The organism is Cellulosimicrobium sp. 22598 (genome assembly GCF_052044445.1).
Classification (GTDB): domain Bacteria; phylum Actinomycetota; class Actinomycetes; order Actinomycetales; family Cellulomonadaceae; genus Cellulosimicrobium; species Cellulosimicrobium cellulans_G.
This window is the reverse complement of the sequence record NZ_JBQEMZ010000002.1, coordinates 298501-321794: the sequence shown is the minus strand read 5'-3', so window position 1 is coordinate 321794 and position 23294 is coordinate 298501. Positions and strand designations below refer to the sequence as shown.

The window sequence follows — 23294 nt, the reverse complement described above, 5'->3', positions numbered from 1 at the left end:
GGCACGCGGACGGGGTGAAATCGGGAAGAAGGGAACCTCGGGCGGGGACGCTGCGTGTACCGCTCGTGAGACCACGACACGACGGCGGGCGCGGCCCGCGAGGGGTGAGGACGTGACCGCGACGGGTGCGGCCGGACCGGTCGGGGGGACCGGCAGGCTCCAGCTGCTGCTCGACGTCGCAGGTGACGACGATCGGGACGACGATCGGGACGATCATCGGGACGGCGAGCTGGACGGCGCGCCGGCGGTCGAGGTCGACCTCGTCGCCCGGCGCACGCGCGACGAGGAGTTCTCGGCGTTCATGCGGGACGCCCGCGACCCCCTGCACCGCATGGCGTACCTGCTCTGCGGGGACCGGCACCGGGCGGAGGAGCTCACGCAGCACGCGCTGGAGCGCACGTACCGCGCGTGGTCGCGGGCCCGTGAGCGCGACCCGCTCGCCTACGCCCGCCGCGTGCTGGCCAACCTGCGCGTCGACACGTGGCGCCGCACGCGGCGCGAGGTGCTCGCCGGGCCGGACGAGCTCACGCGGGCGGAGGGCGTCGGCCGGCCCGGCCGCCCCGGTGCCGGGGAGCCGACGGGCTCCGTCGACGATCGCGACGCCGTCGTGCGCGCGCTCCTGACGCTCCCGGTCAAGCAGCGCCGCGTCGTCGTCATGCGGCACCTGCTCGACCTCAGCGAGAGCGAGGTCGCCGCCGAGCTCGGCATGCCCATCGGCACCGTGAAGTCCACGGCCTCCCGGGGCCTCGCCCGCCTGCGGGCGCTCCTCGGCGCACCCGACGGCACCGCTCCCGCCCCGACGACCACCACCCTGACCTCCCCGACCACCCCGACCTCCGGAAGGACACCCCGATGAGCCCCGTGACCGGACGCCCGGTGCCCACCCCGCCCGAGGACGACTTCCTCGCCCGGCTGCGCCGCACGGCCGACGACGCCGTCCCGCCCTCCGAGCTCGACCTCGACCTGGTTCTCCGGTCGAGCCGTCGCGGCGTGCAGCGGCGCCGGTCGCTCGCCGGCGTCGCGGGCGTCGTCGCGCTGGGGCTCGTCGGGACGGGCGTCGTGACGGCGGGCGGCCCGGACGGGCTCCGCGACCTCGCGCGCGAGGTCGTCACCGGGTCGCCCGGGTACGAGGTCGTCACGGCCGAGGCCACGGCTGTCGACCTCGCGCACGGCGTCGTCGCGGTCGAGGAGCCCGCGACGTACCTGCGCGAGGACGGCACGTACGTCCTCGACCTCGGCCTCGGGGCGTGGCGCGACGGCGAGCGGTTCCTCGTCGAGTACGCACCGGGCTCCGAGGCAGAGGGGGTCGCGCCGACCGTCCGCGTGGTGGCCGGCGACGACGCCGATCTCCGGGGCCTCCTGCGCGGTGAGGCAGCCGGAACCGTCCTGCGCTCCGGGTCGCTCGGGATGTCCGTCGTGGAGCATGTCGGCGGTCATGAGCGGCTCGTCGTCGGGCTCTCGCTCGCCCATGTCCGCGAGGGCGACCTGTGGGCCGTGCTCGCGGGCGAGGTGTCGGGGGCGTCGGGGGCGACGGTGTCGACCCTTGCGGTGCCGACCACGGCCCTCGACGGAGGGACCCTCTACGCGATGCTCCTGGGCACTCCGTCGGCGGAGGCCCCGGACGTCCGCGGCATGACGTCGTACGACGCCCGGACCTGGAGCAACGAGACGTGCGACGGTCCGATGGACGCTCACGAAGGCGGGTTCTCGACCTGTCGATCCGACTACGATCCCGTGACCGGGAGGGCCGGGGCGCTCCTGCGGACGTCGCCGCCCGCGGACCCGGCCGTGCTGAGCGTCCTGCGCTCGGTCCGGGACGAGCGCTCGGAGAACGCCGCCGACGTCTACGTGCTCCTGGAAGCGTGCCTCGACGTGCGAGGCGAACCTGTGCCCGGGCCTGGCCCCTTGGCGTCCTTCGACGTCCCGCCGGGTGTGGACGGTGACACGTGGCGGCAGTGCCTCATGGACACCGCGCTCGTCGACGACGAGTACTGGCGGGACTATCGCGCAGCTCACCGCCCGGAGTGAGGATCCCTCAGGTGCCGCCGCGGGACCTGAGATCGGTGAGCGCGTGCTCGGCGCCGTGCGCGTCGAGGTAGGTGCCGCCGCGGACCTCGGGGACGAGCGCGGCGTCGGGCCCCGCCGTGAAGCGGTGGACGAGCGGGTGGCCGGTGGGCACGTCGAGGTCCTGGACCTCCTCGGGCGTGAGGTCGTCCACGAGCACGGACAGCGCGCGCAGCGAGTTGCCGTGCCCGACGACGAGGACCGCCTCGCCCCGGGCGAGCGCCGCGCGCGTCTCCGCCCAGAAGGGACGCAGCCGTTCGACGACGTCCGCGAGCGACTCGGCGTCGGGGCGCAGGGCGGCGCGCGCGGCGTCGGGCAGGCGCAGCAGGGTGTCGTCGACGAGCGGGCGCGCGGGGTCGTCCGCCGCGAGCGGCGGTGGTCGGTGCAGGTAGGAGCGGCGGTAGCGCCAGTACGCGGCCTCGCCGTAGTCGCGCCGGACGACGTCGCGCGGCTTGTCCGTGAACGCGCCGTAGTGGCGCTCGACGAGGCGCCACTCGACCGCGAGCGGCGGCGGGCCGGGCAGCGCGTCGGCGACGATCGCGGCCGTCGTCGCGGCGCGCACGAGCGGAGACGTGACGACGCGGCGCGGCGCCAGGGCGGGCTCGCGCCCGACGGCGTCGGCGAGCAGGCGGGCCGCGCGCCCGGCCTCGGCGACCCCGACGTCCGAGAGCGGCACGTCGAGGAGGCCGGTGAAACGGTCGCCCGCGTTGAACGTGCTCTGCCCGTGGCGCACGAGGACGAGGGTGCCGACCGACCCACCGTCCGGCGGTCCGGGTGACGCCCCCGGCGCCGGGTCGGACGACGAGCCCATCGCGTCAGACCTCGAGCAGCCCGCGCTGGTGCGCGAGCGAGACGGCCTCGGCGCGACCGGACGCGCCGAGCTTGGCCAGGACGTTGGACACGTGGACGCTCACCGTCTTCGCCGAGATGAACAGGCGCTCGCCGATCTGCCGGTTGGTCAGGCCCTGCGCGACGAGCAGGAGGACCTCCTCCTCGCGCTCGGTGAGGACCGCCGTGGTGGACCGCCGGACGCCGGGCAGGTCGAGCCGGCCGCGGCGCCCGAGCGCGCGCACCGCCTCGGCGAGGGGGGCCGCGCCCATCGACTCGGCCTCCTCGAGAGCCTGCGCCGCCTCGATCTCGGCCGCGTTGCGGTCGCCCGCGCCGAGCAGCGCCTGGGCCCACCGGAAGCGCGAGCGTGCGACCTCGTACCGGTAGCCGTAGTCGAAGAGGCGCGTCGTCTCCTCCCACAGCGCCGGGTCGTCCTCGCCCGTGAGGCGCGAGTGCTCCGCCGCGGCGCGCGCGAGCCAGGCGCGTCCCTCGGGCCCGAGGCGACCGCCGCGCGGTCGGCCGCGCTCCGCCGTCGTGCGCGCCGCCTCCAGCAGCTCGTCGCCGCGCGCGACGAGCGCCGCGACCTGCCCGGCCCCGGCCGCGCCCTGGAGACGCGCCGCGTCCGCGGCGTCGGCGAGCGCGGCGAGCGCGAGCGCCGAGATCCAGATGCGGCCCAGGAAGTAGTCGCTCCACGTGCGGCCCAGGTGGTCCACGAGCTCGACGGCCAGCGCGACCGCCTCCTCGTCCCGCCCCGCCCACGTGAGCGCGTCGATCGAGCAGCCGCCGGAGATGAGCGCGATCTGCCCGTCCCGGAACCAGTCCCGCCGCAGGGCCGCGCCGCGGGCGAGCGCGTCGTCGTCGCCGCGCGCCACCGCCGCGTAGAGCTGGACGCACGAGAGCTGCGGGGCGGACCCCTCGGGCATCGTCTCGCCCGTGGTCTCGGTGGGCGTGAGGTCGCCGAGCACGTAGCGCACGAGGTCGCGGAACAGGCGCAGCTCGACGCCGTACGCGCTCCAGCCGAGCCCGGTCGCGCGTGCGCGGTCGAGGCCGTCGGCCGTCACCTGGAGCGCCTCGTCGATGCGGCCCGCGTAGTAGCGGTTGGCCGCGATGTTGTACCAGCAGCGCAGCTCGGTGAGGATGTCGCCCGCCTCGACGGCGCGCTCTCGGGCCTGGGCGAGCAGCACCGCGGCCCGGTCGTCGTCCGCGACCTCGAGGATCGCCATCGTCGTGAGCACGTCGGCCTCGACGTCGGGCGCGTCGAGCCGGTGCGCGACGTCCAGGGCCTGCGCCGCGACCTCCGCGGCGAGCTCGTCGAGGTCGGCGTTCATCGCGGCGCGCGCCCGCATCGCGAGCGTCCACGCGCGGTCGAGCGACGGCGGCTCTTCCGGGAGCACGGCGAGCGCGGCCTCGGTGTGGGCGAGGGTCTCCTCGACCTCCTCCGTCCCGAGCAGGTACCGCGACAGGACGTGCCGCAGCGACGCCTGGCGCATCGGGTCGCCCGCGGTGCCCTCGACGACCTTGCGCGCGAGCGCGACCGCGCGGTCCGGCTCGCCGGCACGGCTCGCCGCCCCGGCCGCGGCGAGCGCGACGGTGACGCGGTCCTCGCCGAGGAGGTCCGCGGCGTCGGGCACCGCCTGCCAGAGCGCGAGCACCTGCTCGAGGTGCCGCAGCTCCTCCGCGGGCGCGAGCACGCGCGCGGCCTTGCGCGCGGCGGCGCGCGACGCCGTGAGCGCGGCCGGGAGGTCGTGCGCGGCGAGCGCGTGGTGCGCGCGCAGCGCGGGCGACCCGAGCCCCGGGTCGTCGTCGAGCGCGGCGAGGTAGGCGCGGTGCACGCCGACGCGCTCGCCCGGCAGCAGGTCGGACGCGACGGCCTCGGCGAGCAGCGCGTGACGGAACACGACCGTGTCGCGTGCGCCGTCCCCCTCGACCGCGAGCACGTGGTGGGCGATCGCCTCGCGCAGCGCGGCGTCGAACGAGCGCCCGGTGGCCGCCTCGCCGTCCGCGGCGTCGCGCGCGAGGGCGGCGCGCAGGAGCGGCTCGCTCACCTGGCGCCCGGACACCGACGCGACGCGCACGAGGTGCTGCACGGCGGGGTCGAGCACCTCGAGGCGGGCGCGCAGGACGTCCGCGAGGGACCAGGGCAGCTCGTCGTCGAGGCCCGACTCGACGAGCTCCTCGGCGAAGTAGGCGTTGCCCTCGGAGCGCGTCCGGACGGACTCGAACGCGTCGGGCAGCAGGGGAGCGCCCGCGAGCGCGGTGGTGAACTCGCGCAGCTCGCCCTCGGTGAACGGGGAGAGCTGCACGTGCTCGACGCGCGGGTGGCGCAGGAGCTCCGCGAGGACGGGGCGCAGGGGGTGGCGACGGTGCAGGTCGTCCGCGCGGTAGCTCGCGACGACGAGGACGTGCTCCGCGCGCAGGCGCGCGACGACGAAGCGCAGGACGTCGCGGCTCGACGGGTCCGCCCAGTGCAGGTCCTCGACGACGAGCACGAGCGGCGCCTCGGCGGTCCCCGACGCGGCGAGCGCGGCCGCGACGCTCTCGAAGAGCTGGAGGCGCTCGCCCTGGCTCTGCTCGTCGTCCGCGGGCGTCCCGGCGTCGAGCAGGCGCGCGAGCGCGGGCCGCGCCGCGACGGTCTCGTCGACCGCGGGGTGCTGCGCGCGCAGCGTCGTCAGGGCTTCGGAGAAGGGCAGGTACGGAAGACCGACCTCGCCGAGGTCCACGCAGTGGCTCCAGACGACGGTCGCGCCGCTCCCGGCGGCGAGCTCCGCCGCACGCGTGAGGAGGCGCGTCTTGCCGACCCCGGCGTCGGCGCCCACGAGCACCACGCCGGGTTCGCCCCGGCGCGCGCGCTCGACCGCCGCGGAGAGCGCGTCGAGCTCGGCGGCGCGGGCCACGAAGGGCGCGCGCGAGGAGGGGCGTGGCACGGCTCCCATCCTCGCAGCGTGCACCGACACGTGACCAGCGCTTACCTCGCCGGAGCCCGCGCCGGACACGACGACGCCGCCGACGAGAGAGTCCTCGTCGACGGCGTCGGGCGGCGCGGTCACCGCGCCGCGTGGTCGTGGCGCTGACGGCGCCCGCGCCACCAGTGCAGCAGCGAGGGCTCGTCGTGCCGGAACTCCTCGCGGAGCCGCTGCGTGCGGTACGCGAGATCCGCCTCGAAGGTCGGATCGAACTGTGCGCTCATGGTCGTCCCCGTCTCTGCAGGCACCCTGCCTGTCCGACGCTCACGTTCGTCCTGAGCACCGGGCCGTCGCATCGGACGACCGCGCAGCGTTCGGGGGAGGGTGCCTTAGGCGGTCCCCGCCCCCGACCCTGAGGCGCCTGAGGTGGGCCGTCGCGCCTAAGGCGCCCGGCCCGCACGGGCCGCCCCGCGCGGGCGCCACCAGGAGATGCGTGCCCACGGCGGCGCGCGAGCATGGGACGAGCGGCCGGCGGAGAAGGAGGTGGCGCGGTGGCACGGATCGACCGGATCGCGGAGCCGTGGGGGACGCGGACGCCGTACGGGCCGGGCGACGAGTGGCCCGTCCGGGTCGACTCGCACCTCGCCGAGGGCGTCACCGAGGACGGCGTCGAGCGGTGGGTCCCGTCGGCGTCGATCCTGCACTCGAACGGGGACGGGCTCGACGTCGCGGTCGCGGACGGCCGGATCGTCGGGGTGCGGGGCCGGGCCGAGGACCGCGTGAACCACGGGCGGCTCGGTCCCAAGGACCTGTACGGCTGGCAGGCGAACGCCTCGCCGGACCGGCTCACCCGACCGCTCGTCCGTGAGGACGGGCGGCTCGTCCCGACCTCGTGGGACGACGCGATGCGCCGGGTGGTCGACAGGGCCCGGGACCTGCTCGACGAGCAGGGCGCGAGCGCCCTGGGCTTCTGCACCAGCGGCCAGCTCTTCCTCGAGGAGTACTACACGCTCGGCGTGGTCGCCCACGCCGGGATCGGGACCAACCACGTCGACGGGAACACCCGGCTGTGCACGGCGACGGCCGCCGCGGCGCTCAAGGAGTCGTTCGGGTGCGACGGGCAGCCCGGCTCGTACACCGACGTCGACCACGCGGACGTCGTCGCGCTCTTCGGCCACAACATGGCCGAGACGCAGTCCGTGCTGTGGACCCGGGTGCTGGACCGGCTCGCGGGGCCGAACCCGCCCGCCGTCGTGTGCGTCGACCCGCGCCCCACGCCGGTGGCGCGTGCCGCGACCGTGCACCTCGCGCCCCGGCCGGGGACGAACGTGGCGCTCATGAACGGGATCCTGCACGAGATCCTCGAGCGCGGCTGGGTCGACCACGACTACGTCGACCGGCACACCGTCGGGCTCGAGGAGCTGACCCGCGGGCTCGCCGACTACCCCGTCGACGCGGTGGCCCGGATCTGCGACGTCCGTGCGGACGACCTGCGCGAGGCCGCGCGGGTCCTCGGCACGGCGGAGCGGCTGCTGTCGACGGTGCTCCAGGGCTTCTACCAGTCCCACCAGGCGACGGCGGCGGCCGTGCAGGTCAACAACCTGCACCTGCTGCGGGGCATGCTCGGCCGGCCGGGCTGCGGCGTCCTGCAGATGAACGGCCAGCCGACGGCGGAGAACACGCGCGAGTGCGGCGCCGACGGGGACCTCGCGGGGTTCCGCAACTGGTCGAACCCGGCTCACGTGGAGGAGCTCGCGCGCGTCTGGAACGTCGACCCGATGCGGATCCCGCACTACTCGCCGCCGACCCACGCGATGCAGATGTTCCGGTACGCCGAGGAGGGCTCGCTCCGACTGCTGTGGGTGCAGGCGACCAACCCCGCGGTGTCGTTGCCGGAGCTCGCCCGGATCCGGTCGGTCCTCACCCAGGACCGGCTCTTCCTCGTGGTGCAGGACCTCTTCCTCACCGAGACGGCGCAGCTCGCCGACGTCGTGCTGCCCGCGGCGACGTGGGCCGAGAAGACGGGCACGTTCACCAACGCGGACCGCACGGTGCACCTGTCCGAGAAGGCGGTCGAGCCGCCCGGCGAGGCGCGGGCGGACCTCGACGTGTTCCTCGACTTCGCGGAGCGCATGGACCTCCGGGACGAGGACGGCGGCCCGCTCGTCACGTGGCACGACGCCGAGTCCGCGTTCGAGGCGTGGAAGGAGTGCAGCCGGGGCCGCCCGTGCGACTACTCCGGGCTCACGTACGACCTGCTGCGGGGTGCGGGCGGCATCCAGTGGCCGTGCGACGCCGAGCACCCGGACGGGACCGAGCGCCTGTACGCGGACGGGCGGTTCTTCGCCCACCCCGACGTGTGCGAGAGCTACGGGCGCGACCTCGTCACCGGGGCGCCGTTCGACCGCACCGACTACGCGGCGGCCAACCCCGAGGGGCGCGCGCTCCTGCGGGCGGCCGAGTACGTCCCGCCGCACGACCTGCCGACCGAGGAGCACCCGCTCCAGCTCGTCACGGGCCGCACGCTCTACCACTTCCACACGCGCACCAAGACGGGGCGCGCGCCGCAGCTCCAGGAGGCCGCGCCGGAGGTGTGGGTCGAGGTCTCCGAGCACGACGCCGTCGTGCACGGGCTGGTCGAGGGCGACGTCGCGGAGGTGCGCACCCGGAGCGGGAGCGTCCGGGCGCGGGTGCGCGTCAGCGGCATCCGGCCGGGCGTCGTCTTCGTCCCGTTCCACTACGGCTACTGGGACACCCCCGGCGGCCACGAGCCGGAGGAGCACGGGCGCGCCGCGAACGAGCTGACCCCCACGGACTGGGACCCGGTGTCCAAGCAGCCGATCTTCAAGACGGCGACGGCCGCGCTGCGCAAGGTCGCCGACGGCGGCGGCACGGCCTCGCCCGCCCCCACGACGACCGCCTCGGCGCCCCTCGCCCCCGGCGTGCCGCCGACGCGCGGGGCGCGCGGCGCGACCGCGGACGAGACGGTCCCCGCGACCGGAGACAGGGGCGCACCATGAAGATCGGCCTCGTCCTGCGCGAGCTCCACCGCTCCGAGGCCGACCTCGCCCACGAGCTGCTCCAGGCCAGGGAACGGCACCGCGCGGACCACGAGCTGCACCACGTGGCGCAGGACCTCGCGGAGTGGTCGTCGCGCCACGTGCGCGAGATCGCGGAGGTGGCCGGCCCGTACGGCGAGGAGCTCGACCCGGAGGCCGGGCGCGACACGGGGCTCGCCCGCGCGGTCCGCGACCGCGCGAGCGAGCTCCTGGGCCGGTCCTCGGCGCCGGGCCTGCTCCTGCTGCGCGACCTGCGGACCATCTACACGAAGGCCTCCGGCGTCACCGTCGACTGGGACATGCTCGGCCAGGCGGCGCAAGCCGTCCGGCACACCGACCTGCTCGACGTCGTGCAGCGGTGCTTCCCCGAGACCCGGCGCCAGGCGCGCTGGGCCGAGGCCAAGCTCAAGGAGTCCTCCACGCAGGTCCTCGTGAGCTGACCGTCGACGGCGCGCGCTCAGCCGGCGTCGAAGCGGTCGTCGGCGTCGCGCTCCGGGTCGTCGGCGGGCACCTCGCCCGGGATCGCCTCCGTGGCGGCCGCACCGGCGCGGTCGGTGCGCGCCCGGCCGGGGGCGTGCCCGTCCTCAGGAGGTGCCTCGGTCGAGCGCTCCTCCGCGCCGTGACGTGCGGTGCCCTCGTCGTTCTCGCTCATGTCTGCCCGTCCCTGGGTCGTCGGTCTCGTCCTCGACGCTAGGGCGGCTCCGCGGGGCTCGCAGTCGGTGACCGTGGCACCGGGCCCGAAAACGGGTGGACGGCGCCGGCCGACGGGGGCTATCACCAGGGCATGACGATCCTCGCGACCTCCCCGTTCGACGTCCGACCGCTGGAGCACGAGGACCGCGAGCCGGCCCTGGACGTGGTGTGGCGGGCGTTCGGGTGGGGGTACCGGCAGGACTCCGCCGACGACGTCTTCGCGGGCCGCTCCATCGAGGCCGACCGCACGCTCGTCGCCGTCGACGGCGCGGGCGGCGACGTCGTCGGGACCGCGAGCGCGTACTCGCTGCGGATGACGATGCCCGGCGGGGACCTGCTGCCCGTCGCCGGGGTGTGGATGGTGACCGTCGCGCCCACCCACCGCCGACGCGGCGTCATGACGGCGATGATGCGCCGTCAGCTCGCCGACCTCGCGGCCGGGGGCGAGGCCGTGGCCGCGCTCTGGGCGACGGAGGCCGGCGTCTACGGGCGGTACGGCTACGGGATCGCGTCGTGGCGCCAGCCGATCGAGGTCGACCTCGCACGTGCCGCGTTCACGCCGCGCGCGCGGGACCTCGCAGCACGGTCGTCGGCCCGTCTGCACCTGATGTCCCTGGACGACGCCCTGCCGCACCTGACCGCGATCCACGACGACCTCCTGGGCTCGCGGCCCGGGACCCTCGCGCGCGACGCGGACCGCTGGCAGTTCCTCCTCGGCGGCGGCGACGGCCGTCCGCCGGCCGAGATCGTCGTCGCCCTCGGTCCCGAGGGCCCGAGCGGGTACGCGGCGTACCGGGTCCGCGAGGGGAAGCCCGGGCTGGTGCCGGCGGGCGTGGTCGCCGTCCAGGAGGTGAGCGCCACGGACCCGGCCACGCACGCCCGGCTCTGGCGCTACCTGCTCGACCTCGACCTCATGAGCACGCTGACGTGCGAGTCGCGGCCCGTGCCGGACCCGCTGGCCCACCTGCTCGCCGACCACCGACGGATGCACGCGCGCCTCGACGAGGCGCTGTGGGTCCGCGTCGTCGACGTCGAGCGGGCGCTCGCCGCGCGGGCCTTCTCCGCCCCCGTCGACCTCGTCCTCGACGTGACCGACGACGTGGTCCCCGCCAACGCCGGGCGGTGGCACGTCGTCGTCGGCGCGGCGGGCGGCACGGCCACGGTGCGCCGGACCGACGCGCGCGCCGACCTGTCGCTGGACGTCGGCGACCTCGGCGCGGCCCACCTGGGCGCCACCCCGCTGCACGTCCTCGCGCTGGCGGGACGCGTCGTCGAGCACACGCCCGGCGCGGTCGCCGCCGCGTCGGCGGCCTGGTCCTGGTCGCCCACGGCGCACGCCGCGGAGATCTTCTGAGCCCTCGCCGTCGACCCGGCGTGACCGGGGTCACTCCTCCCGTTGCCAACGACCCGGCCCCGGCGCAGACTGGACGAAGGACCGGACCCGCTGTGGGGGTGACCTCGTGACCGACACCTACGACATGCTGCCGATGCTGGGCCGTGGCAAGCACCGCAACCCGAAGAAGGGCGCGTGCTTCATGGAGCTCGCGTCCTATCTCGCGGGGGAGCGGTGGAGCGACCATCCACGGTGCACGCACCCGCTGCTCGCGATGCTCGCGCGCGCCGTGAACGACCTCACGGTCGACCCGGAGCGCCCCAAGCTCGCGCCGCTCATCCCGTCCGTCATCGGGCTGACGAGCGACGACCCGCACTGGGACGTGCGCATCGCGCTGCGGGCAGCGGTGACGGCGCTGCCGATCGCCCCGGCGGACCGGCAGCAGACGCTCGCCGTCGCGATCATCGGGGCGGAGAAGATGCTCGACGTCCTCGACGACCGCCCCGCGGGCACGCTCAGCGCCGAGTCCGCGGACGCGCTCGCGAGCTGCCCGCGCACGGCGCGCTGGGCGCAGCGGTTCTGCGAGGGCGCGCGGCTGCGGCCGAACCGGTTCGTGCGCGACGCCGCGCCGAGCATCATCTCCGCGGCGGTGCAGGGCATCGCCGAGGCGTGCGTGCCGGACCCGGACGAGCGCCTGCGCGCGCTGCTCGCCGCGACGATCGACGACTGCCGGGCCTGGGACGACGCCGAGCCCGCACCGGCGCTCGACCCCGAGTCGTGGGCACCCGTCGTGCGGCCCTCCGCCGTCGGGACCCGGTGAGCCGCCGGTGAGCGTCACGGGGGACGGGCTCGACGAGAGCCTGGGCGCGCAGCTCTGGGCCGCCGTCGACCCGGCCGTCCCGCCCAGCGGCACCGGCTGCGCCGAGTGCGACGCGGCCGGCGGGTGGTGGGTCCACCTGCGCCGCTGCGCGACGTGCGGGCACGTGGGGTGCTGCGACACGTCGCCGGCCCAGCACGCGACGGCGCACTTCCAGCAGACCGGTCACCGCCTCATGCGCTCCTTCGAGCCGGGGGAGGACTGGTACTGGGACTACGAGACCGAGCAGGTCCTCGAGGGCCCGCACCTCGCCGCGCCGCTCTCGCGCCCGCCGGAGCAGGGCTCGCCCGCCCCGGCCGACCGCGTGCCCTCCGACTGGACGTCCCTCATCCACCGCTGACCACCGCACCCGTCGCCGAACCCGGGGTCGCTCCTCACCTGAGCCGTCAGGTGAGGAGCGACCCCGGGTTCGGCGTCTTCCGAGGGTCCCTGGGGCTGCCGCGTCATGTCCTGTGCTGTGAGGTGTTGTCTTTTTCTGGTGGAAGTTGTTTGATTCTGGGGAGACGTCGTGCGGTGCGCCAAGGAGGGCGACCGCCGGACACGGGAGCCCGGTACGCCGCCGCGTCGAAGCAGTCCCTGGATTCACTCGACGAGGAGGAAGCACGGATGCAGTCCATGACAGCGGTAGCGCCCCCACGGGGCAGACCCGCGAGGATCGTCGCGGCGGCGTTGGCCGCGGCGCTGACGGTCCCCCTGGCCGTGGCGACGGCGGTCGGTGCGACCGCGACGCCGGCGGCCACGACCACGGACGAGGCGGGCGCGCAGGACGTCGCGGCCCAGGACCTCGCCCTCGACAACGGCCTCAAGGGCGAGTACTTCCTGTCCGGCGGCCCCGGCTGGCCGCTCACCGACCTCAAGGCCACGATCCCCGACCAGCGGATCGAGTTCCCCAACCTGGTCCCGACGTTCGCCGAGCTCACGGGCCGCGGCGAGCGCACGTCCGCGCGCTGGACGGGCAAGATCACGCCCGACTACAGCGAGGCGTACACGTTCTCCGCGATCGGCGACAACGGCTTCCGGCTGTGGATCGACGACCGGCTCGTCATCGACCACTGGGTCGACGACTGGGACGTCGAGCAGACCTCCGCCCCGGTCCAGCTCCAGGCGGGCCAGGAGTACTCGTTCCGCATGGAGATGTTCCAGAACACCGGCGGTGCGCACCTCCGGTTGCGGTGGCAGAGCCCCTCGCAGGAACGTGAGATCGTGCCGACCGACGCGTTCACGTACCCCGACGACTTCGTCGTCTTCCCCGCGCAGGCCGCGCTCGAGAGCGACGGCACGAGCCTCAACGTGACGTTCCAGGGCGCCGCGGGCGGCGTCGACGAGAGCCTCGTCGACCACCTCAAGGTCCAGGTGGACCAGCTCGCGTGGCCCGTCGCGCAGGTCGCGGCGCAGGGCGACGTCCTCGGCATCACGCTCGCCGAGCCCGTCGACCGCGCGTCGACCGCCCGCCTGGTCTACGACGGCGAGGGCGACCTCACCGTCGGCGGCGAGAAGGTCGGCTCGCTCAACCTGCCGGTCACCAACGGGTCCGAGTTCCGGATCCAGACCCCGTGGGCCGACGACTTCGACCCCACCAACCCCCTGCCGGAGTACCCGCGCCCGCAGCTCACGCGCGACGCGTGGCAGAACCTCAACGGCGTCTGGCAGTTCGAGGCGGCGGAGTCCGACGACGCCGTGCCGAGCGGTCGCGACCTCGACGAGGAGATCGTCGTCCCGTACGCGGTCGAGTCCGCGCTGTCGGGCATCGAGCGCCGCGAGGACGACATGTTCTACCGCCGCACCTTCGAGGTGCCGCAGGACTGGGCCGTGGGGAGCGACAACCGGCTGCGCATCAACTTCGGCGCCGTCGACTACGTCGCCACCGTGTACGTCAACGGCCAGCAGGTCGGCACCCACCGCGGCGGCTACGAGGCGTTCTCCGTGGACGTCACCGACGCGCTCGTCGAGGGCGCCGAGCAGGAGCTCGTGGTGCGCGCCGTCGACACGACGGACGGCAGCAACCAGGCCGTCGGCAAGCAGACGCTCAACCCGGGCGGCATCTTCTACACCCCGACGTCGGGCATCTGGCAGACGGTGTGGATGGAGCCGGTCCCCGCGGCGGCGATCGACGCCGTCGTCACGACCCCCGACGTCGAGGCGGGCGTGCTCGCGGTGACCGCGCAGTCGTCCTCCGCGTCGGACGACGCCGAGGTGACCGCCGTCGTGCGGGACGCCGAGGGCACCGAGGTCGGCACCGTCACCGGCGCCGCGAACGAGCTGCTCACGGTCGAGATCCCGGACGCGCACCTGTGGTCGCCCGAGGACCCGTACCTCTACGACGTCGACGTCACGCTCACCGACGGAGGCTCCACCGACACGGTGGCCTCCTACGCGGGCATGCGCTCGATCGAGGTCTCCGAGGTGGACGGCGTCCAGCGCATCCTGCTCAACGGCGAGAAGACGTTCCTCATGTCGACGCTCGACCAGGGCTACTGGCCGGACGGCATCTACACGCCCGCGTCCGACGAGGCGTACGTGTTCGACATCCAGGCCCACAAGGACCTGGGCTTCAACACGCTGCGCAAGCACATCAAGGTCGAGCCCGCGCGGTTCTACTACCACGCCGACACGCTCGGCCTGATGATCTGGCAGGACATCCCGAGCGGCTGGTTCAACAACGGCGACACCAACCCGGCGTCCCGCGTCTTCTGGGAGCAGGAGATGAAGGACATCATCGACCAGCACCGCTCGGTGCCGTCGATCGTGGGCTGGGTGACGTTCAACGAGGGCTGGGGCGAGTGGAACCTCGCCGACACGGCGCGGATCGGCAACACGATCGACGAGTACGACCCGAGCCGCATCCTCAACACGCACTCGGGCTACAACTGCTGCGCGTCCAAGGGCGACTCCAAGACGGGCGACATCATCGACTGGCACATGTACACCGGCCCGGCGCTGCCGAAGCCGGACGCCACGCGCGCCGCGATCGACGGCGAGCACGGCGGCTTCTCGATGAGCGTCCCGGGCCACATGTGGCCGGGCGTGTCCGCCAACCCGTACGGCGGCGTCGCGAACAGCGAGGCGCTGACGGACGCGTACGTGCAGAACACGGAGAAGCTCGTGCGGCCGGCGCAGTGCTACCTGTCCGGCTCGGTGTACACGGAGATCTCCGACGTCGAGAACGAGCTCAACGGCTTCTACACGTACGACCGTCGCGTGCTCAAGATGGACGCGGCGCGCGTCAAGGACGTCAACGAGCGGGTCGTCGCGGCGGCGAAGCAGGGCTCCGCGCCCGTCGACCCGGGCACCCCGGGCCTGACCGGCACGGGCCGCTGGTCGTTCGACGAGGGCCAGGGCACGACGGCGGCCGACGGCGTGGGCGACCACGCGGCGTCGGGCACGGGCGAGTGGGTGGCCGGGCGCGACGGAACCGGGTCCGCCATCCACCTCGACGGCGTCGACGACCACTTCACGACCGAAGGGCCCGTCGTCGACACGACCGGCTCCTACACGGTCTCGGCATGGGTCCAGCTCGACAAGAAGCCGAGCAACTGGTCGACCATCGTGGGCCAGGACTCCACCGTGGGCGCGAGCGCGTTCTACCTCCAGTACGGCGGGGGCGGCCGGTGGGCCTTCTCCTACGAGGGCGAGCCGCGGGCCGAGTACGTCGTCGAGCCGGTGATCGGCGACTGGTACCACGTCGTGGGCGTCCGCGACGCGGCCGACCAGAAGCTCAAGCTCTACGTCAACGGCGAGCTCGTCGGCCAGTCCGACGTGTGCGGCGGCACCACGCCGTCCGGGCCGCTCACGATCGGTCGCGGGCAGTGGAGCGGCAACCCCGTCGACTACTGGCCGGGCACGATCGACGACGTGCGCGTCTTCGACCGGGCGCTGTCCGACGCCGAGGTCGCCCAGGTCTACGCCGGTGACGACGACGAGGAGCCGGAGCTCGACGTGACGGTCACCGCGCAGACGCGCTGCCTGGCGGGCAAGGCCTACGTGGCCGTGCGCGCGACGAACGGCGAGGACGTCCCCGTGGACGTCACGCTCGACACGCCGTTCGGGACCAAGGCGTTCAGCGCCGTGGCCCCGGGTGCGAACGCGTACCAGTCGTTCGCGGTGCGCGGCACGTCCGTCGAGGCGGGCGAGGCGACCGTCACGGCCTCGGCCACGGTCGACGGCGAGCAGGTCACCGCGGAGGTCGTCGCGCCGTACGACGCGACCACCTGCGGCTGACCGGCAGGCGCCGACAGACGCCAGGCCCGTCCCGTCCGGTTCTCCGGGCGGGGCGGGCCTGGCGTCGTGTCGTGCGGGGAGCCGCCGGTCAGGTGGTGACCGTCCCGGTGCGGGACGTCGTAGGTCGGGGTCCGTCAGGCGTTGCGACGGTTCCCCCGGGTCACCGCGCCGTAGATCCCGAGCGTGATCAGCGAGCCGAGGATCGCCAGGAGCCAGGTCCGGAAGTCGCCCAGGTCACCGAGCGACGTACCGAACAGGACGGAGCCGAGCCACCCACCGAGCAGCGCCCCGAGGATGCCCAGCAGGATCGTGACGATCAGCGAGCCCGTCTGCTTTCCCGGCAGCACCGCACGCGCGACGAGACCGGCGACGAGGCCGAGGACGATGTACGCGAGCCAACCCATGGATTTCTCCTTTTCGTCTGCTGTGCGAGGTTTTGCCCCCAGCCGCGCCAGCATCGCAGCGACCGTGTGGACTCGCACGCGGACGGAGGGGCCGACGCCGTCCGGCCCGCCGCGTCAGGCCGTGGTGGGCCCGGAGACGTTCACCAGCCACCCGACGCCGAACCGGTCGGTGAGCATGCCGAACTCGTCTCCCCACGGCGCGGTCTCCATCGCCATGACCTCCCGCGCGCCGTCGGAGAGCGCGGCGAACCACGCACGGAGGCGCTCGCGGTCGTCGGGGCCGCCGAACAGCGCGACCGACGCGTGGTCCGTGAGCGTCGTCCCCGGCGGCACGTCGGACGCCATGAGCGTCCCGACGCCCTCGATGGGGAGCTGGGAGTGCATGACCTTCGTGGCCTGCGCGGGGTCGTCGACGGGCCCGATCGAGTCGTAGGTGCTGATGTCCGGCGTGACGCCGAAGACGGTGCCGTAGAACTCGACGGCCTCGCGGGCGTCGCCGTCGAAGTTCAGGTAGGGGCTGAGCTGAGCGGCCATGATGACCTCCACGTCGTGGGTGCGGACCTGACTCCTGTAGGGACCGGTGGCGACGCCCGGACTGAGCGGACCGCAGCTCCGCCGGTCGGCTAGGGTGTGCGCGGCCCGACGGCGCGGCCACCGGACCGCGGGCCGCTCACCCGCGTGCGGCCCACGGACCGAGGAGCGCGACAGGGGGAGCGGGCGTGCAGCGCAACCTCGTCCACGTCTTCGACGTGACGGGCGCGGACCCGGCGCTGCTCGACGACGACCCGACCGTCCGCCGGTGCCTCGACGCGATCGTCCGCCACGCGGGGATGACGCCGCTCGGGGAGGCGTCCCACCGCTTCGAGCCGCAGGGCTCGAGCGTCGTGATCCTCCTCGCCGAGTCCCACCTCGCCGTGCACACGTGGCCCGAGCACGGCACCGCCTACGTGACGCTCACGACCTGCCGCGCCCCGGCGTCCGCCACGTTCACCGACGACGTGCGCGCCCTGCTCGCCGACGCGCTGGGCGCGGCCGACGTCGCCGTGCGGAGCCTCGTGTGAGCCGGACCCGACCGCGGCTCGCGATGCGGGTCGGCGAGGACCTCGTCGGCACGCCGCCCCAGCGCGCCACGCCGCGCGCCGTCGCCGTCCTGTCGACCGTGCACGGCGGCACCACCTTCACGTGGGAGGAGTGGCAGCTCCTCGGCCACGACGGCTCGGACGTCTGGGTCGAGTACGACCACGACACCCGCGACGTCACGCTGCTGCACCCGACCGAGGCGTGGCCGCCCGTGGTCGACCTCTCCGCGCTGCACACCGGGCGCACGCTCGCCCTGCGCCTCGACGGCCGGCAGCACTCGCTCGTCGTGCGCGAGCGCGGCACGGGTCGTGTCGAGCACGTCGAGGGGCAGTTCGCCGAGCCGTTCGTCGTGGGGCAGCAGGTCGAGTACGTCGACCTCTCGGCCCACGGGACGATCGTCTCGATCGAGCGCACGACCGGCCCGCTCGGTCCCGTGACCGCCGTCTACCGCGGCCGGCGCCTCGACGCCGCCGAGCAGCGCCGGCTCTTCGGCCGTCGCGTCGCGCCGCGCACGCTCCCCGGGGGACGGTTCGTGGCCCTCGCGGTCGCCGGCGTCGTGCTCGTCGGGCTCTTCGCGTCGTGCACGGCGCGGGCCGCGTCCGGCGACGGGGCGTGCACGCCCCGCACCGTCGAGACCGTCGCGCCCTCCGGCCAGGTGACCACCACCGAGCAGGGCGGCACGTGCGTGCGCCGCACCGTGTACGGCGGCGGTGGCGGGGGTCTCGGCAAGTGACCCGCCCGACCGTCGGACGCCCCTGCGGGCGGGACGCCGTGCCCGGCCGCCGACCGCCGTTCCAGCCCGACGCACCCGACCGCCCCACGACCTGACTCCGGGAGACACCGTGATCGCAACCGCCGCCGCCCCGCTGGCGTTCCTCTGGTCCTTCTTCTCGACCATCCTGTACTCGGCGCTCGGCATCGTCCTGCTGCTCGTCACGCTCGTGGTCGCCAACAAGGTGTTCCGGCTCAACCTGCACCGCGAGCTCGTCGACGAGCACAACGTCGCGTTCGGCGTGATGATCGCGGGCCTCGCCGTCGCGATCGGCCTCATCATCGCGGGGACGATCAGCTCCTGACCGTGCTCGACCAGGAACAGCTCCCGCCCGGCGCGCCCGCGGCCCCCGAGGACGGCGTCGCCCCCGCGGCAGGCCGCGCCGGGCGCGCGCGCCGCATGGACCGACCGACGGTGTTCGCCGCCGCGCTGCTCGTCGCCGTCGGCGGCCTCGTCTACGAGCTCATCCTCGGGACGGCGGCGTCGTACCTGTTCGGCGACTCCGTCGTCGCGTTCTCCGTCGCGACCGGGCTCACGCTGTTCGGCATGGGCCTCGGCTCGCTCCTCGCGCCCCGGCTGCAGCGCGCCGCGGGCCTGAGCTTCGTCCGCAACGAGCTCGTGCTCTCGCTCCTCGGCGGCACGTCGGTGCTCGCGCTGTTCTGGGCGTACGCGTCGACCGAGCTCGCGTGGGTCGTGTTCGTGATCCTGTCGCTCGCGATCGGCACGGCGATCGGCGTCGAGATCCCGCTGCTCGTCGCGGTGCTCAAGGAGCGGGGGAGCGAGGGGTCCGTCTCGCTCCTGTCGAAGGTGCTCGCGCTCGACTACTTCGGGGCGCTCGCGGCGTCGCTGCTGTTCCCGTTCCTCCTGCTGCCGTACCTCGGGCTCGTCCGCACCGCGTTCGCCGTCGCCGTGCTCAACGTCGCGGTCGCGGCCTTCATGCTCGCGCGCATGGGCCACCCGCCGCGCTGGACCGTCCTCGCCGGCGTGACGCTCGCCGTCCTCCTCGCCGGGTTCGCCGCGTCCACGTGGCTCGAGACGCGCATCAGCGCGGGCATGTACCAGGACCCCGTCGTGGCGCAGGAGCGCAGCGCGTACCAGCAGGTCGTCGTCACCGAGTACCGCGGCGACACGCGCCTCTACCTGGACAACCAGCTCCAGTTCTCCTCCGTCGACGAGGCCCGGTACCACGAGACCCTCGCGCACGCGGCGATGACGTCCGTGGCCGCGCCCGCGTCCGTCGCGATCCTCGGCGGCGGCGACGGACTCCTCGCACGTGAGGTGCTGCGGTACGACTCGGTGCAGGAGGTCACCCTCGTCGACCTCGACCCCGCGGTCACCGACCTCGCGCGCGAGAACCGGCTCCTCACCGACCTCAACGAGCACGCGCTCGACGACCCGCGCGTCACGGTCGTCAACGCCGACGCCTTCCGCTGGGTCGAGGACTCCCCGCAGGCGTTCGACGTCGTGCTCGTCGACCTCGTGGACCCGTCCACCGAACGCGTCGCCAAGCTGTACTCGCAGGAGTTCTACGGCATGGTCGCCGCGCACCTGCGCCACGGCGGCGCGTTCGCGACCCAGGCGACGTCCACCTACTTCACGCCGGACGCGTTCTGGCAGGTCGTGTCCACCGTCCGCGCCGCGGCGCCCGACCGGGCGGTCGTGCCGCTCACGATCAACGTCCCGTCGTTCGGCGAGTGGGGCTTCGCGCTCTCCCTCCCCGGGGGCCGGGTAGCAGGCGGGGAGCCCGACGACGTCCCCGGCCTCTTCGCGCGCACGCCGCTCCCCGAGGGCCTGCGGTTCCACGACGCGGCGTCGCTCGCCGCGACCACGCGCCTGCCCGCCGACAACCCGCCGCGCGACCTGCCGTCGTCGACCCTGCTGTCCCCGACCGTGCAGCGCACGTACCAGGAGGACATGCGCGCCTGGCGCTACTGAGCCGCGTGCGCCACTGCCTCCAGCGCGTCGAGCGCCGCGAAGGGGTCGTCCGGGCGGGCCGGGTCCGGGCTCGTCGCGACGAGCACGACGCTCGACACCCCGCCCGCGCCGAGCTCGGCGAGCCGGGCGCGGAAGGCGTCGGGCGGACCGACGACGGCGAGCGCGTCGACCCACGCGTCCGGCATCGCGGCGGCGAAGGCCTCGGGGGTGTCGCTCGCGGCGCGCAGGGCGCGGAAGTCGTCGGCGAACGGCAGCGGGTCGATCTGCGCCGACCAGTCCGCCTCGCCCAGGACGGCGAGGCTCGGCCGGACGATCGCGCGGGCGGTCGCGACGTCGTCGTGCACCGCGCCGAGCGAGAACGCGACGACGCGGTGCTCGGGCGGGGCCGCGTCGCCCGCGCTCGCCCGCCCGGCGTCGATCGCGGCGCGCGCGACGGCCAGGTACTCGGGCGTCACGGGCATGTCGAGGATCGTCCCGTCGGCGACGCGGCCGGAGACCTCGAGGGAGCGCGGGCCGCGCACCCCGGCGAGCACGGGCGGCGGCGAGGCGGGCGGGGCGTGCAGCGCGACGTCGTCGACCGTCACGTACCGGCCCGAGACCGTGACGCGCTCGCCGTGCAGGAGCGCGCGCACGGCCGACGTCGTCTCCTCGAGCATCGCGAGCGGGCTCGCGGGCCAGACGCCGATCTGCTGCATCCACGCGGGCATGCCGTGCCCGATCCCCAGGTGCAGGCGGCCCGGGTGCAGGGCGGCGAGCGTCGCGGCCTCCATCGCGGCGGTCGACGGCGCGCGCGTCGCGGCGGGGAGGATCCCGATGCCCACGGTGAGGCGCTGCGTCGTCGCCAGGACGGTCGCCGCCTGCGCGATCCCGCCGTGGAACGTGAGGTCCTCGACGACCCACACCTCGTCGAGACCCACCTCCTCGGCGCGGCGCGCGAACGGCACGATCTGGTCGGCGGGCAGCTCGCGCGGCAGGATCACGCCGAGCGCAGGAGTCGTCGTCGAGGTCGCCATGCCGCGACCGTACCCTGACAGCGCTCCCAGGGGCTGCGCCCGCCACCGGCGACCGCAAAGACCTGGCCGCCCCGGGTGCAGCCCGCCTACGGTCGAGGCATGACCGTGCTCGACGACGACGCCCTGGCCGCCCTCGACACCCACCTGCGGGCGGCGGCCGACGCCGACGCGTTCTCCGGCGTCGTGCGGATCGAGCGCGACGGCGACGTGCTCTTCGAGCGCGCGTACGGCGTCGCCTCCCGCCGCTGGGGCGTCCCGGTCCGCACGAGCACGCGGTTCGACGTCGCGTCCGTGACCAAGCTGTTCACCGCCGTCGCGGTGCTCCAGCAGGTCGGGGAAGGGCGGCTCGGGCTCGACGACCGCATCCACGACCACGTCGACCTCGCGGGCACGACGATCCCGCGCGAGGTGACGCTCCGGCACCTGCTCACGCACACCTCGGGCATCGCCGACGACGCCGACGAGGAGGCGGGCGAGTCGTACGAGGCGCTGTGGGTCGACCGGCCGAACTACTCCGTGACGCGCACGGCCGACTTCCTGCCCGGCTTCGTCCACAAGGAGCCGAACTTCCCGCCGGGGGAGGGGTGCCGGTACTGCAACGTCGGGTTCGTCCTCGCGGGGCTCGCGCTGGAGAAGGTCACCGGGACGACCTACCGCGAGTACGTCCGCGAGCACGTCCTCGCGCGCGCCGGCATGGACCGCTCCGGGTTCTTCCGCATGGACGAGGCCGAACCCGACGTCGCGGAGGGCTGGGAGCCCGTCCGCGAGGGTCCGGACGACGAGGGGCCCGTCACCGGCTGGCGGCAGAACATCTACTCCTACCCGCCCGTCGGCTCGCCCGACGGCGGCGCGCACGTCACCGCGCGCGACCTCGCCCGGTTCTGGGCGGCGGTCCGCGGCGGCGAGCTCCTGCCGCCCGACCTCACGCGCGCGTTCCTCACGCCGCAGGTCAAGCACGACGACGGCGACACGGACGAGACGGACGACAAGGACGCCGAGGGCGTCGAGCGCGCGGCGAGCGTGCACTACGGGTTCGGGCTCGAGTTCGAGCTGCTCGCCGACGGGTCCGTGCGCTCCGCGTACAAGGAGGGGATCAACACCGGGTCGAGCGCGATGCTGCGTCACTACCCGGACGCGGGCGGATCCGTCCCGGACGGTCTCCCGCCGGCCGGAGCGCCGGGCGTGACGGTCGTCGTCGTCTCCAACGGCGAGGCGGGCGCCGGGGACCCGGTCCGGAGGATCGACGCGCTGGTGCGCGGCTGACGCGGGCCGGGCAGGGTCCGTCCGGGCGGCTTCGCACGAGACCTCCACACGGTCTCGCCCGCATCGGCCCAGCGGGGTCCCGACGCTCGCCTAGGCTCGGGGACCATGCCCTCCGGACTCTCGACCGCCCTCTCGGCCGCCCTGCCCGCCGCGTCGACGGCGGAGCCCGCGCTCGACGGCGTCGCCGGCTGGGCCGTGAACCTCATGGAGACGCTGGGGCCCGTCGGCGCGGCGATCGCGATCGCGCTCGAGAACCTGTTCCCGCCCCTGCCGAGCGAGATCATCCTGCCGCTCGCCGGCTTCACCGCGAGCCAGGGCAGCTTCGGGCTCGTGGAGGCGATCGTGTGGACGACGGCCGGGTCGGTCGTCGGTGCGCTGGCGCTCTACCTCGTCGGGGCGCTCGTCGGGCGCGAGCGCACGCGCTGGGTCGCGGAGCGCCTGCCGCTCGTCAAGGTCACGGACGTCGACCGCACCGAGCAGTTCTTCCTCAAGCACGGCGGCGCGACCGTCTTCTTCGGTCGCTTCATCCCGATCTTCCGCAGCCTCATCTCGATCCCGGCCGGGGTCGAGCGCATGCCGCTGTGGAAGTTCCTCGGCCTGTCCGCGGCGGGCAGCCTCGTGTGGAACACGATCTTCGTCTACGCCGGGTACGCGCTCGGCGAGCAGTGGCACGTCGTGGAGGAGTACGCCGGCGTGCTCCAGAAGATCGTGATCGTGGTCGTCGCGGCCGCGGTCGTGTGGTTCGTCGTGACGCGCGTCTGGCGCTGGGTGAACGACGACGAGCGCCCCGCCCACGCGCGCGGCGCGCGGTCGTCGTCGCCCGCCCGGGACGAGGCCTGACCGCTCCCGACG

General features: G+C 74.6%; 21 protein-coding genes. 14 read left to right on the top strand and 7 right to left on the bottom strand.

Annotation, left to right across the window (positions count from 1 at the left end):
- Positions 1 to 112 precede the first annotated feature (112 nt).
- Positions 113 to 856, top strand: a complete 744-nt coding sequence (locus tag ACTJIY_RS03915; protein WP_440673271.1) for a SigE family RNA polymerase sigma factor — start codon at positions 113 to 115, stop codon at positions 854 to 856.
- Entirely contained in the window at positions 853 to 2028 is a 1176-nt protein-coding gene (locus ACTJIY_RS03910; protein ID WP_440673272.1) for a hypothetical protein, read from the top strand. Before ACTJIY_RS03915 ends, ACTJIY_RS03910 begins: the two co-directional genes overlap by 4 nt.
- 7 nt (positions 2029 to 2035) lie before the next feature.
- On the opposite strand, the gene ACTJIY_RS03905 is transcribed toward ACTJIY_RS03910, so the two are convergent.
- The 3 genes from ACTJIY_RS03905 to ACTJIY_RS03895 all read right to left on the bottom strand — a co-directional run bounded on the left by ACTJIY_RS03905 (position 2036) and on the right by ACTJIY_RS03895 (position 6079).
- Positions 2036 to 2797, bottom strand: a complete 762-nt coding sequence (locus ACTJIY_RS03905; RefSeq protein ID WP_440673273.1) for a 2,3-bisphosphoglycerate-dependent phosphoglycerate mutase — start codon at positions 2795 to 2797, stop codon at positions 2036 to 2038.
- Between the two features lie 82 nt (positions 2798 to 2879).
- Entirely contained in the window at positions 2880 to 5816 is a 2937-nt protein-coding gene (locus ACTJIY_RS03900; protein ID WP_440673274.1) for a helix-turn-helix transcriptional regulator, read from the bottom strand.
- Positions 5817 to 5935: 119 nt separating this feature from the next.
- The gene (locus ACTJIY_RS03895; RefSeq protein ID WP_253051864.1) at positions 5936 to 6079 is read right to left on the bottom strand and encodes a hypothetical protein; all 144 of its coding nucleotides are present in this window, start codon (positions 6077 to 6079) and stop codon (positions 5936 to 5938) included.
- A gap of 267 nt (positions 6080 to 6346) precedes the next feature.
- Between ACTJIY_RS03895 and ACTJIY_RS03890 the strand changes: the two genes are divergently transcribed.
- Positions 6347 to 8815, top strand: a complete 2469-nt coding sequence (locus ACTJIY_RS03890; protein ID WP_440673275.1) for a molybdopterin oxidoreductase family protein — start codon at positions 6347 to 6349, stop codon at positions 8813 to 8815.
- Complete coding sequence (locus tag ACTJIY_RS03885) at positions 8812 to 9294, top strand: hypothetical protein (RefSeq protein WP_440673276.1); 483 nt, start codon at positions 8812 to 8814, stop codon at positions 9292 to 9294. Before ACTJIY_RS03890 ends, ACTJIY_RS03885 begins: the two co-directional genes overlap by 4 nt.
- Positions 9295 to 9311: 17 nt before the next feature.
- Here ACTJIY_RS03885 and ACTJIY_RS03880 read toward each other — a convergent pair whose 3' ends face one another.
- Positions 9312 to 9506: a hypothetical protein gene (locus tag ACTJIY_RS03880; RefSeq protein ID WP_253051870.1), complete on the bottom strand. Its 195-nt coding sequence runs from the start codon at positions 9504 to 9506 to the stop codon at positions 9312 to 9314.
- A 132-nt stretch (positions 9507 to 9638) separates the two neighbouring features.
- On the opposite strand from ACTJIY_RS03880, the gene ACTJIY_RS03875 reads away from it, so the two are divergent.
- The 4 genes from ACTJIY_RS03875 to ACTJIY_RS03860 all read left to right on the top strand — a co-directional run bounded on the left by ACTJIY_RS03875 (position 9639) and on the right by ACTJIY_RS03860 (position 15975).
- Positions 9639 to 10901, top strand: a complete 1263-nt coding sequence (locus ACTJIY_RS03875) for a GNAT family N-acetyltransferase (protein WP_440673277.1) — start codon at positions 9639 to 9641, stop codon at positions 10899 to 10901.
- A 106-nt stretch (positions 10902 to 11007) separates the two neighbouring features.
- Positions 11008 to 11700, top strand: coding sequence for a hypothetical protein (locus ACTJIY_RS03870; RefSeq protein WP_253051874.1), 693 nt, complete (start codon positions 11008 to 11010; stop codon positions 11698 to 11700).
- Between the two features lie 7 nt (positions 11701 to 11707).
- Positions 11708 to 12097, top strand: a complete 390-nt coding sequence (locus ACTJIY_RS03865) for a UBP-type zinc finger domain-containing protein (RefSeq protein WP_253051876.1) — start codon at positions 11708 to 11710, stop codon at positions 12095 to 12097.
- A 266-nt stretch (positions 12098 to 12363) separates the two neighbouring features.
- Entirely contained in the window at positions 12364 to 15975 is a 3612-nt protein-coding gene (locus ACTJIY_RS03860; RefSeq protein WP_440673278.1) for a LamG-like jellyroll fold domain-containing protein, read from the top strand.
- A 134-nt stretch (positions 15976 to 16109) separates the two neighbouring features.
- Here ACTJIY_RS03860 and ACTJIY_RS03855 read toward each other — a convergent pair whose 3' ends face one another.
- Together ACTJIY_RS03855 and ACTJIY_RS03850 are read right to left on the bottom strand one after the other, a co-directional pair.
- On the bottom strand, positions 16110 to 16379 hold the full coding sequence (locus ACTJIY_RS03855; protein WP_253051880.1) for a GlsB/YeaQ/YmgE family stress response membrane protein: 270 nt from the start codon (positions 16377 to 16379) through the stop codon (positions 16110 to 16112).
- 114 nt (positions 16380 to 16493) lie between these two features.
- Positions 16494 to 16913: a VOC family protein gene (locus tag ACTJIY_RS03850; protein ID WP_353707125.1), complete on the bottom strand. Its 420-nt coding sequence runs from the start codon at positions 16911 to 16913 to the stop codon at positions 16494 to 16496.
- Positions 16914 to 17098: 185 nt separating this feature from the next.
- Between ACTJIY_RS03850 and ACTJIY_RS03845 the strand changes: the two genes are divergently transcribed.
- From ACTJIY_RS03845 to ACTJIY_RS03830, 4 genes are all read left to right on the top strand, one after another.
- The gene (locus ACTJIY_RS03845) at positions 17099 to 17440 is read left to right on the top strand and encodes an S-adenosylmethionine decarboxylase family protein (protein WP_253051884.1); all 342 of its coding nucleotides are present in this window, start codon (positions 17099 to 17101) and stop codon (positions 17438 to 17440) included.
- Positions 17437 to 18192 (top strand): DUF4178 domain-containing protein, encoded by a 756-nt coding sequence (locus ACTJIY_RS03840; RefSeq protein WP_253051886.1) that lies wholly within the window; start codon positions 17437 to 17439, stop codon positions 18190 to 18192. Before ACTJIY_RS03845 ends, ACTJIY_RS03840 begins: the two co-directional genes overlap by 4 nt.
- A 109-nt stretch (positions 18193 to 18301) precedes the next feature.
- Entirely contained in the window at positions 18302 to 18535 is a 234-nt protein-coding gene (locus ACTJIY_RS03835; RefSeq protein ID WP_047231757.1) for a DUF350 domain-containing protein, read from the top strand.
- Positions 18536 to 18537: 2 nt separating this feature from the next.
- Complete coding sequence (locus ACTJIY_RS03830) at positions 18538 to 20166, top strand: polyamine aminopropyltransferase (protein WP_440673279.1); 1629 nt, start codon at positions 18538 to 18540, stop codon at positions 20164 to 20166.
- Here ACTJIY_RS03830 and ACTJIY_RS03825 read toward each other — a convergent pair.
- Complete coding sequence (locus tag ACTJIY_RS03825; RefSeq protein WP_440673280.1) at positions 20160 to 21179, bottom strand: LLM class flavin-dependent oxidoreductase; 1020 nt, start codon at positions 21177 to 21179, stop codon at positions 20160 to 20162. The two genes, ACTJIY_RS03830 and ACTJIY_RS03825, sit on opposite strands and share 7 nt — an antisense overlap.
- A 99-nt stretch (positions 21180 to 21278) precedes the next feature.
- On the opposite strand from ACTJIY_RS03825, the gene ACTJIY_RS03820 reads away from it, so the two are divergent.
- Together ACTJIY_RS03820 and ACTJIY_RS03815 are read left to right on the top strand one after the other, a co-directional pair.
- Positions 21279 to 22442, top strand: coding sequence for a serine hydrolase domain-containing protein (locus ACTJIY_RS03820; RefSeq protein WP_440673281.1), 1164 nt, complete (start codon positions 21279 to 21281; stop codon positions 22440 to 22442).
- Between the two features lie 105 nt (positions 22443 to 22547).
- Positions 22548 to 23282 carry a DedA family protein gene (locus tag ACTJIY_RS03815; RefSeq protein ID WP_440673282.1) on the top strand — a complete coding sequence of 245 codons (735 nt, stop codon included), beginning with the start codon at positions 22548 to 22550 and terminating at the stop codon, positions 23280 to 23282.
- Positions 23283 to 23294 lie beyond the last annotated feature (12 nt).